Annotated in this window: 11 protein-coding genes; 4 read left to right on the forward strand and 7 right to left on the reverse strand. The window is 45.8% G+C overall.

Annotation, left to right across the window (positions count from 1 at the left end; all coding sequences use genetic code 11):
* From mutM to radC, 5 genes are all read right to left on the reverse strand, one after another.
* Window positions 1-821 (reverse strand): bifunctional DNA-formamidopyrimidine glycosylase/DNA-(apurinic or apyrimidinic site) lyase (mutM, locus tag AB4493_RS21140; RefSeq protein ID WP_372155774.1); only part of this gene is annotated, 821 nt, incomplete at its 3' end.
* Window positions 822-823: 2 nt separating this feature from the next.
* Entirely contained in the window at window positions 824-1,348 is a 525-nt protein-coding gene (locus AB4493_RS21145) for a hypothetical protein (RefSeq protein WP_372155775.1), read from the reverse strand.
* 204 nt (window positions 1,349-1,552) lie between these two features.
* Window positions 1,553-1,720 carry a 50S ribosomal protein L33 gene (rpmG, locus tag AB4493_RS21150; RefSeq protein ID WP_002535344.1) on the reverse strand — a complete coding sequence of 56 codons (168 nt, stop codon included), beginning with the start codon at window positions 1,718-1,720 and terminating at the stop codon, window positions 1,553-1,555.
* Between the two features lie 13 nt (window positions 1,721-1,733).
* Window positions 1,734-1,970 carry a 50S ribosomal protein L28 gene (rpmB, locus tag AB4493_RS21155; protein ID WP_004728407.1) on the reverse strand — a complete coding sequence of 79 codons (237 nt, stop codon included), beginning with the start codon at window positions 1,968-1,970 and terminating at the stop codon, window positions 1,734-1,736.
* Between the two features lie 291 nt (window positions 1,971-2,261).
* The gene (gene radC / locus AB4493_RS21160; RefSeq protein ID WP_017071069.1) at window positions 2,262-2,936 is read right to left on the reverse strand and encodes a DNA repair protein RadC; all 675 of its coding nucleotides are present in this window, start codon (window positions 2,934-2,936) and stop codon (window positions 2,262-2,264) included.
* 223 nt (window positions 2,937-3,159) lie between these two features.
* Here radC and coaBC point away from each other — a divergent pair, with 223 nt between their 5' ends.
* From coaBC to lpxL, 3 genes are all read left to right on the forward strand, one after another.
* Complete coding sequence (gene coaBC, locus AB4493_RS21165) at window positions 3,160-4,401, forward strand: bifunctional phosphopantothenoylcysteine decarboxylase/phosphopantothenate--cysteine ligase CoaBC (protein ID WP_065584549.1); 1,242 nt, start codon at window positions 3,160-3,162, stop codon at window positions 4,399-4,401.
* Between the two features lie 139 nt (window positions 4,402-4,540).
* Window positions 4,541-5,131, forward strand: coding sequence for a nucleoid occlusion factor SlmA (slmA, locus tag AB4493_RS21170; RefSeq protein ID WP_004741428.1), 591 nt, complete (start codon window positions 4,541-4,543; stop codon window positions 5,129-5,131).
* A gap of 39 nt (window positions 5,132-5,170) precedes the next feature.
* On the forward strand, window positions 5,171-6,151 hold the full coding sequence (gene lpxL / locus AB4493_RS21175; RefSeq protein WP_372155776.1) for an LpxL/LpxP family Kdo(2)-lipid IV(A) lauroyl/palmitoleoyl acyltransferase: 981 nt from the start codon (window positions 5,171-5,173) through the stop codon (window positions 6,149-6,151).
* 84 nt (window positions 6,152-6,235) lie between these two features.
* On the opposite strand, the gene pyrE is transcribed toward lpxL, so the two are convergent.
* The gene (gene pyrE / locus AB4493_RS21180; protein WP_017059267.1) at window positions 6,236-6,877 is read right to left on the reverse strand and encodes an orotate phosphoribosyltransferase; all 642 of its coding nucleotides are present in this window, start codon (window positions 6,875-6,877) and stop codon (window positions 6,236-6,238) included.
* 232 nt (window positions 6,878-7,109) lie between these two features.
* The gene (gene rph / locus AB4493_RS21185) at window positions 7,110-7,826 is read right to left on the reverse strand and encodes a ribonuclease PH (protein WP_019826449.1); all 717 of its coding nucleotides are present in this window, start codon (window positions 7,824-7,826) and stop codon (window positions 7,110-7,112) included.
* A 248-nt stretch (window positions 7,827-8,074) separates the two neighbouring features.
* Here rph and AB4493_RS21190 point away from each other — a divergent pair, with 248 nt between their 5' ends.
* Window positions 8,075-8,941 (forward strand): YicC/YloC family endoribonuclease, encoded by an 867-nt coding sequence (locus tag AB4493_RS21190; protein WP_017063084.1) that lies wholly within the window; start codon window positions 8,075-8,077, stop codon window positions 8,939-8,941.
* Window positions 8,942-9,049 lie beyond the last annotated feature (108 nt).

Raw genomic sequence — 9,049 nt, forward strand, 5'->3', positions numbered from 1 at the left:
TTTAGGCAACAACGCCGCTGACAACTAGAGCAAAAAAACGTGTTGCGCTGTCCGATTTTTAGCTCTTGAATCAATGCTTCGCAGCTTGGACACTTTTCACCTGCTTTACCATACACTTGCAGCTCTTGTGCGAAGTAGCCTGGTTTACCATCAGCCTGAGAAAAATCTTTCAGCGTAGTACCACCTTGCTTGATAGCCGTTGCGAGTACTTGTTTAATCTCATCGGTTAACAAGATCCATTCGGCTTTGGTCACTTTGTTTGCCGATCGTAACGGGTGGATTTTTGCAGAGAACAAGGCTTCGTTAGCGTAGATATTCCCGACACCGACCACTACTTTGTTGTCCATGATGAACTGCTTGACTGCGACTTTACGCTTTTCTGCTTTCTCAGCGATGTAATCAGCGTTAAAGTCGTCCGTTAACGGCTCAGGACCAGAACCAAGCAACACAGAGTGGACTTCATCAGGCGCCGACCACAACCAAGCGCCAAAGCGGCGAGGGTCGTTGTAGCGCAATACTTTGCCACTGGTGAGCTTAAGATCCACGTGATCGTGCTTGGCTGCTGGAAAGTCAGCGTCTAATACGCGTAGTGAGCCAGACATACCAAGGTGAACAATGGCAGTGCCAGTATCCGTTTCAATCAATAGGTACTTTGCACGACGCGAGATGGAGCGAATCATCCGCCCTTCTAATGCTTTTAACTCTTGTGGGATATCCCAACGCAGCTTAGGCGTGCGAAAAGTAAGGGTTTTAATGGTCTCGCCAACTAAATGAGGCGAGATCCCCATACGGCTTACTTCGACTTCGGGTAATTCAGGCATAGTTAGTCGTCCGATTTAGAGGAGTGGTTAGCGTTAAAGCTTGGAAACAGGTAGCTCTCTTCAATAGACACCGCCAACCACTGATCATTCCAGTTTTTTAACAACCAGAACTCAGGCAATTGATAATAGGTAATACGCTGGGGCTCTTCTTGGTCTTGATACCATACTTCGATGGTGTGTGGTGTATTTAACCGAGGCGTAAGGTCTGTGTAGGTCTGTGAGTCGACTTCCGTGCCCACAAGCTCTTTCCAACGTTGTGACAGCTCTTGTGCATTGGTGGCTTGAGGAAAGTCAGTATCTTCGAACTGGTAAACCCATTGATTATCTTGTTGAATGACAGACCACTTAGCAAAGTGTAACGCTTGAAGCTTTGCTGTTGGGTTCAGGAGATAAGGATTAGGGCTATCAACCTGCGGTTCAGGCTCGATAAGGTACGCTTTGATCAATGTTGGAAGGTTTAACACGCCAATAAAAGCGATCACACTGAACATGAGTATGTTGTTCCACCGGCGTCCACGATATCTCATCTGATTCTGCTCATCTAACCTATTGAACATTCAGTATATCGTGAAAGTGGCAATACTTTCTATGTTGTACAGATTTCTATCTATCAGAGGCTATATCAAGCAAGAATAATTGAGTTCCTCAAATTTTAGATATAAAAAAACCCAGCGATTAAACTGGGTTTTTCAATTCTTTCTTCTACTGAAGAAGAGCAAAAAAAGCATCAATTACTTGATTTTAGCTTCTTTGTACATAACGTGTTGGCGAACTACTGGATCAAACTTTTTGATCTCAAATTTGCCTGGCATGTTACGCTTGTTCTTATCAGTTGTGTAGAAGTGACCAGTACCTGCAGAAGATACTAGACGAATTTTCTCACGAATGCCTTTAGCCATTGCTTAATTCCTCTTAAACGTTTTCGCCACGTGCACGGATATCAACAAGAACAGCATCGATGCCTTTCTTATCAATGATACGCATGCCTTTAGCAGTTAGACGTAGTTTAACAAAACGTTTTTCGCTCTCTACCCAGAAACGATGAGTTTGTAGGTTCGGCAGAAAACGGCGCTTAGTAGCATTGCGTGCGTGTGAACGGTTGTTACCCGTTACTGGACGCTTACCAGTTACTTGGCATACTCGGGACATGAATGTCTTCTCCAATCGTTTCAGCTCGATATCAACCTTGGTGGCCGAACCTCTCTATCAATTAAAATAGAAGGTAAAAACCGTTATGGAAAATCCATACAAGGCTATCAAAGGTCGCGCATTATACTAACTTGACACGCATTGCTCAAGACCCGAACAGATCCTTTTTACGGATTTCGTGATCTTTTTTTGTGCAGCGCAGCTTGCTTGAGTAATCAGAGCTGATTTTAGGTCTAAAAATGTGGCCGGAATAATAGCAGATTTAACGCAACTAACAACCTAAAATGTGATTCAAATCCATCCACGCTCTGCAAAAGAGACAACTTCGCCATCTCCAACGACAAAATGGTCGAGAACTCGGATGTCCACCAGCGCTAATGCGTCGGTCAATCGGCGTGTAATCCTCCTATCCGCTTGGCTGGGCTCCGCGACACCCGAAGGATGGTTATGAGCCAAGATTAATGCCGCCGCATTGTGATGAAGTGCCCGTTTAACCACTTCCCGTGGGTAAACCGATGCGGCATCGATGGTTCCTTCAAACATAACTTCGTCTTTGATTACCCTATTTTGGTTATCGAGGAACAATATATAGAAGGCTTCTCGCTGGCGATCACGCAACATGCTCGAAAGATAAAGCTTAGTATGACTAGGGCTAGTGAGTGCATCTCCGCGAGATAACGTCTCTGCTAGATAGCGCTGTGTCATCTCTAACACAGCCTGTAATTGAACATACTTGGCCTGCCCCATCCCTTTATGGGCACAAAATTCTTCCTGCGTTGCTGAAAAAAGATGACGGAGCGAGCCAAAGTCTTTGATCAACTTGTCAGCAAGTTCCAACACGTTCATTCCTTGTGTCCCTGTTCGCAGAAATATCGCGAGCAATTCCGCATCACTCAAAGAATCAGGCCCTCTATTTAACAACTTTTCTCTCGGCATCGATTCGGCAGGTATTTTATCTATTGGCATATAAAGACAATCATTGGTCATGAACACAACCCATCACCTTAATGAGATCGTAATCAGAGATCCTTCGATAGAGATCAAAAGAAACGAGACACTAACAAAATCGTGTAATTGATAAGTTTGATAACACCAACTTGATGAGCGTCAACTCTGTTCTAATTCTGCTTCTAGGCACTAATCCTTTGTTCTGATATCGTAAGTCCCAGAGAAATTAAGGAACAGAATCATGCAAACATTGGTTAATCAACTGGATAACGCTGACCTACAAGGCCTAGCTGGGAAAAAAATCCTACTTGGCATTAGTGGTGGTATCGCTGCGTATAAATGTGCCGAACTGACTCGACGCTTAATTGAGCGTGGGGCGCAAGTACAAGTCGTGATGACAAATGCAGCCAAGGAGTTCATCACTCCTCTCACCATGCAAGCCGTCTCTGGAAGGCCAGTGTCTGATAGTTTGCTTGATCCTGCTGCTGAGGCTTCCATGGGGCACATCGAGCTCGCAAAGTGGGCTGACTTGGTATTACTAGCGCCAGCAACCGCAGACCTGATTGCTCGTATGACAGCGGGCATGGGTAACGACCTACTGACCACTTTGGTTTTAGCAACCGATGCGCCAGTTGCGGTATCTCCAGCAATGAACCAACAAATGTACAGCCACCCTGCCACTCAAGAGAACATCGCAACGCTAAAACGTCGTGGTTGTGAAGTTTGGGGGCCAGCGGCTGGCGAGCAAGCGTGTGGTGATGTCGGTATGGGTCGTATGTTAGAGCCAATGCAGCTCGTGCATCGCTGTGAAGACTTCTTCCAACCTAAGCCACTTGCTGGCCGTTCTGTGCTTATTACTGCAGGCCCGACTCGTGAAGCGATTGACCCGGTGCGTTACATTACCAACCACAGCTCGGGCAAGATGGGCTATGCACTGGCTGAAGCAGCCGCGAAACAAGGCGCAACAGTGACTCTAATCAGCGGCCCTGTTTCATTAGCAACGCCAAATAAAGTTAATCGTATTGATGTCGACAGCGCACAACAGATGTTTGATGCCGTTACTGCTAACGCTTCTCAACACGATATTTTCATCAGCTGCGCCGCAGTTGCCGATTACCGCCCTGAGACCATTGCAGACCAAAAGCTTAAAAAGGTCGACGGTAAAGACGACATGACCATTCAAATGGTTAAAAACCCAGATATTGTCGCTTCTGTCGCTTCAATGACCGAAGGTCGCCCATTTACTGTCGGCTTCGCAGCAGAAACTCAAGATGTTGAGAAGTACGCACGCGGTAAACTGGAAAGAAAGAACCTCGATATGATCTGCGCCAACGACGTCTCAGTTGAAGGCCAAGGCTTCAATAGCAGTAGCAATGAGCTGCACCTTTATTGGAAAGGCGGCGATAAATCTCTGCCACTGGAAAGCAAAGACACACTTGGTTTCCAGATCCTCGATCAGATCCAACAGCTTATTAATGTATAAACGCACAAATTTGCTCTGATAATCTGCTGACACCTCTCGATTCTGTTGACCTAGGGCTTACAAAACTAGGAAACAGAATTGAATGGTGTTTATAATCCTTCTTCACTCAATCCTCATCTTTAGGAAAGGAAGTAAATAGATGGCTGGTACTCGAAAATCAAACCGTCGTGAAGAAATCCTACAAGCTCTCGCACAAATGTTGGAATCGACCGAAGGTGCTTCTCGTATCACAACGGTAAAGTTGGCCAAGCAAGTGGGTGTTTCTGAAGCTGCGTTATACCGCCACTTCCCAAGCAAAGCCCGCATGTTTGAAGGCCTGATCGAGTTCATTGAAGAAGCGTTGATGTCTCGAATCAACCGTATTCTGGATGAAGAGAAAGACACGCTAGAGCGCATACGCCTAGTACTACAACTTATCTTAGTTTTCTCAGAGCGTAACCCAGGCCTGACTCGAATTTTATCTGGTCATGCTCTAATGTTTGAAAATGAACGCCTGCGTGATCGCATCAACCAACTTTTCGAACGCATTGAGACGCAACTTCGCCAGATCCTGCGTGAAAGAAAGCTTCGTGAAGGGAAATCATTCCCGGTTGATGAGAAAATCTTAGCCGCTCAACTGCTCGGTCAAGTTGAAGGCAGCTTGAATCGATTTGTTCGCTCAGACTTCAAATATCAACCAACAGAAAACTTTGATGCTTATTGGGCACTGCTAAGCGCTCAGATTAAGTAGCAATCAAATTAAGTGGCAATCAAATCTTAAGTGATGGTTATGACGACGAAAACTTCTTCAGCAAACGGCACAGCACAACACGTGATTACTAAGCCGCTTTTTACTCTAGCTCTACTTCACCCTAAATATTGGGGTGTATGGTTTGGTTTTGGGTTATTGGCGCTTATTGTTAACGTTCTCCCTTATCGCCTCTTACTGCTGTTAGGCCGATCGTTAGGCTCTTTGGGTGCTCGCTATGGTAAAAAGCGCGTCGCGGTAGCAACACGTAACTTGGAGCTCGCCTTCCCAGACAAGCCAGCAGATGAAGTCGCGGCAATGGTCAGTGAGAACTTTAAGAACACCGGTATGGCACTCATCGAAACCGGCATTACCTGGTTTTGGCCTACGTGGCGCTTCAAGCGCATCCTAGTAGATAAAGACACCCAAACACTGCGTACGCACAAAGCTAACGGTAAAGGTGTTCTTCTATGCTGTGTGCATGCCTTAAACCTAGAGATCACTGCGCGAGCAATGGCTGTTCTCGGTATTTCAGGTTTAGGTGTTTATCGCCCGCACAACAATCCGGCTTATGAATTCATTCAATACCGTGGTCGTACTCAAAACGGCAACCGCCTGATTCACCGTAAAGACGTGAAGCGTATGATTCGAATCCTGCGTCAGGGTGAGATCCTTTTCTACCTACCGGATCATGATTACGGTCGTAACAAGTCTGTGTTTGTGCCTTTCTTCGCTGTAGAAGATGCATGTACTACAACAGGCACTAGTATTCTGGCTTATACGAGCCGATGCGCACTTGTTCCGGGTTCTGGTTTTAGAAATGCCGATGGCAAGTATGAGATCATGGCCGATGAATCGATCGAAGATGACTATCCACAGAAAGATGAGAAAGCGGCTGCCGCCTACATGAACCGCTACCTTGAGAAGATTATCTTAAGAGCACCAGAACAGTGGATGTGGCTGCACAAGCGCTTTAAGACCATGGAAGACCCAGAAGTGGAGCGCGGCATTCGTTATAAATAATGAATACTGAATACTGAACCAAAAGAAAAGGGGCTGATGAATCATCAGCCCCTTGTGCATTCTATAGTCTAATTACGAGTAGTATTAGATGCCGTATTGAGCGCGGTACGCTTTTACTGACTCTAGATGTGCTGCGTCTGTGCCTTTCTCTTCAAGGAAAGTCACCAAGTCAGTCAGGCTAACGATTGAGATAATCGCACAACCGAAGTCACGCTCAACTTCTTGAATCGCAGACAGTTCGCCTTTGCCCTTCTCTTGACGGTCGATAGCAACAAGCACGCCCGCTAAATCAGCGCCATTTGCTTGGATGATTTCCATCGACTCACGAATCGCAGTACCTGCAGTGATCACGTCGTCCACTAACATGATGCGACCTTCAAGCGCGCTACCGACAAGGTTGCCACCTTCACCGTGGTTTTTCGCTTCTTTGCGGTTGAAGCAGTAGGGCGTGTCTACATCGTGGTGATCCGCTAGTGCAACCGCTGTCGTCGTTGCAATTGGGATACCTTTGTATGCAGGACCAAATAGTACATCAAACTCAATGCCAGAATCAGCCAATGCTGCTGCGTAGAAGCGACCTAAGCGCGCTAGGTCACGACCTGTATTAAACAATCCAGCATTGAAGAAGTAAGGGCTCTTGCGGCCAGACTTTAAAGTAAACTCACCAAACTTAAGTACTTCTTTCTCTAGTGCAAATTCAATAAATTCACGTTGATATGCTTTCATGCTCATCCTCTAAATTAATTTACTTTCCAGTTCCTAACTTCCAATCGCTCAGGAAGCTAACAATGATGTATTTTCTAAATAGATAGCTCTACAACAAGGCAGCAAGGTTTTTCAGCCCTATGAGCATAGGGGACCTATGTGATTAGGGTGAAAAATTGCAGCTAACGCTGGTGTAGAGTTATATATGACGAAAATAAAAAAATAGCCCCTTAAAAAAGGAGCTATCTAAAAACTATTCTGCTAACGCCGACTTCTGCGCTTCAACAATATCAGCAATGCCCTTATTCGCCAGGGCTAAAAGCTGCATCAACTCTTCGTGGCTGAACGGTTCGCCTTCTGCTGTGCCTTGAATCTCAATCATCTTACCGTCTTCCGTCATTACAACGTTCATGTCGGTATCGGCTGCTGAGTCTTCAACGTACTCAAGGTCACACAGTGCTTGTGCACCAACGATGCCCACTGAAACTGCCGCTACGTGGCCTTTCATTGGGTTCTTTTTCAGTTTGCCGCTTGCTAGTAGGCTGTTGATAGCATCAGCCATTGCAACGCTTGCACCTGAGATAGAAGCAGTACGAGTACCGCCGTCTGCTTGGATAACATCACAATCGACAGTGATCATAATTTCACCCATTACTTTCAGGTCAACAACAGCACGTAGGCTACGAGCGATCAGACGTTGGATTTCCATCGTACGACCACCTTGCTTGCCGCTCGCCGCTTCACGACGGTTACGAGTGTGCGTTGCACGTGGCAGCATGCCGTATTCAGCCGTTACCCAACCCTTTCCTTGGCCTTTTAACCAACGCGGTACGTTTTCTTCTACCGTCGCATTACATAGAACTTTAGTGTTGCCGAACTCAACTAATACAGAACCTTCAGCATAAGCTGTGTAGTTACGAGTAATTTTAATTGGACGAATTTGATCTACAGCGCGGTCATTTGGACGCATTGGTATCTACCTTATTAACAGTCTGAAGTGATTTACTATCGAAAGAGTGCATCACCTAAGAAAGGGGTGAGACAGTTTTGATTGGGGCAAGATTATATAGCAGTTTATCGTGCAAATCTATTTACCGTTCAAAGCTATTTATCACGAAAGGCTATTTACAGTGAAAAGCGGCAGGCTTCGAGAGCACACCATATCGTGATACTATGCGTGCGCGTTATTTTCAGAATGATAAAAGACAGGAAAATTCGATGATTTATAGTATGACCGCGTACGCACGCAAAGAAGTAAAAGGCGATTGGGGCAGCGCAGTATGGGAAATCCGTAGTGTAAACCAACGCTACCTAGAAACTTACTTCCGTATGCCTGAACAGTTCCGTGGTTTAGAGCCAATCTTGCGTGAGCGTTTCCGTAAGCGTCTAGCGCGCGGTAAGGTTGAATGTAACCTACGCTTTGAAGCAAACCCAGCTGCAAAGGGCGAACTAAGCATTAACGAAGGTTTGGCTCAGCAAGTAATCAATGCGGCGAACCAAGTAATGACGATGACTGGCGAAGAGAGCCGTTTGAACCCATTCCAAGTCATGAACTGGCCTGGTGTGATGGAAACGCCAGAGCAAGACATGGATGCCATCAACAAAGACCTACTTGAAGCATTCAACGATGCTATCGCAGAGTTCATTGATGCTCGTGCTCGTGAAGGTGAGAACATGAAGGCGCTAATCGTACAGCGCTTAGATGCAATCACTGAAGAAGTAGTGAAAGTTCGTGCACGCATGCCTGAGATCCTAGAGTGGCAACGTGAGCGTCTTCTTACCAAATTTGAAGATGCGAAAATCGAACTGGAAGGTTCTCGTGTTGAGCAAGAGCTTATCCTACTTGCGCAGAAGTCAGACGTAGCAGAAGAGCTAGACCGTCTAGATTCTCACGTGAAAGAAGCAAATGCAGTACTGAAGAAAGGTGGCGCTTGTGGCCGTAAGCTAGACTTCATGATGCAAGAGTTCAACCGTGAGTCAAACACGCTAGCGTCTAAGTCTATCAGCACAGACATCACAGCATCGGGCGTAGAGCTTAAGGTTCTTATCGAACAGATGCGTGAGCAAATTCAGAATATTGAATAACAGTTTGTAAGCTGTACACGATAAAGAATAATCAGCTTAATCAGTGTTGATTAGATCAAAATGAGCTCCTAATTTTAGGGGCTTTTTTTTGGTTCATCGCGGATTAGC

Origin of the sequence: Vibrio sp. 10N.222.55.A1 (assembly GCF_041473835.1) — a bacterium.
Taxonomy (GTDB): domain Bacteria; phylum Pseudomonadota; class Gammaproteobacteria; order Enterobacterales; family Vibrionaceae; genus Vibrio; species Vibrio crassostreae_C.

What these genes read in the sequence shown, in the direction of transcription:
- AB4493_RS21145 (WP_372155775.1), bottom strand. Translation starts at nt 1,348, where the DNA reads ATGAGATATCGTGGACGCCGGTGGAACAACATACTCATGTTCAGTGTG.
- rpmG (WP_002535344.1), bottom strand. Translation starts at nt 1,720, where the DNA reads ATGGCTAAAGGCATTCGTGAGAAAATTCGTCTAGTATCTTCTGCAGGT.
- rpmB (WP_004728407.1), bottom strand. Translation starts at nt 1,970, where the DNA reads ATGTCCCGAGTATGCCAAGTAACTGGTAAGCGTCCAGTAACGGGTAAC.
- radC (WP_017071069.1), bottom strand. Translation starts at nt 2,936, where the DNA reads ATGCCAATAGATAAAATACCTGCCGAATCGATGCCGAGAGAAAAGTTG.
- coaBC (WP_065584549.1), top strand. Translation starts at nt 3,160, where the DNA reads ATGCAAACATTGGTTAATCAACTGGATAACGCTGACCTACAAGGCCTA.
- slmA (WP_004741428.1), top strand. Translation starts at nt 4,541, where the DNA reads ATGGCTGGTACTCGAAAATCAAACCGTCGTGAAGAAATCCTACAAGCT.
- lpxL (WP_372155776.1), top strand. Translation starts at nt 5,171, where the DNA reads ATGACGACGAAAACTTCTTCAGCAAACGGCACAGCACAACACGTGATT.
- pyrE (WP_017059267.1), bottom strand. Translation starts at nt 6,877, where the DNA reads ATGAAAGCATATCAACGTGAATTTATTGAATTTGCACTAGAGAAAGAA.
- rph (WP_019826449.1), bottom strand. Translation starts at nt 7,826, where the DNA reads ATGCGTCCAAATGACCGCGCTGTAGATCAAATTCGTCCAATTAAAATT.
- AB4493_RS21190 (WP_017063084.1), top strand. Translation starts at nt 8,075, where the DNA reads ATGATTTATAGTATGACCGCGTACGCACGCAAAGAAGTAAAAGGCGAT.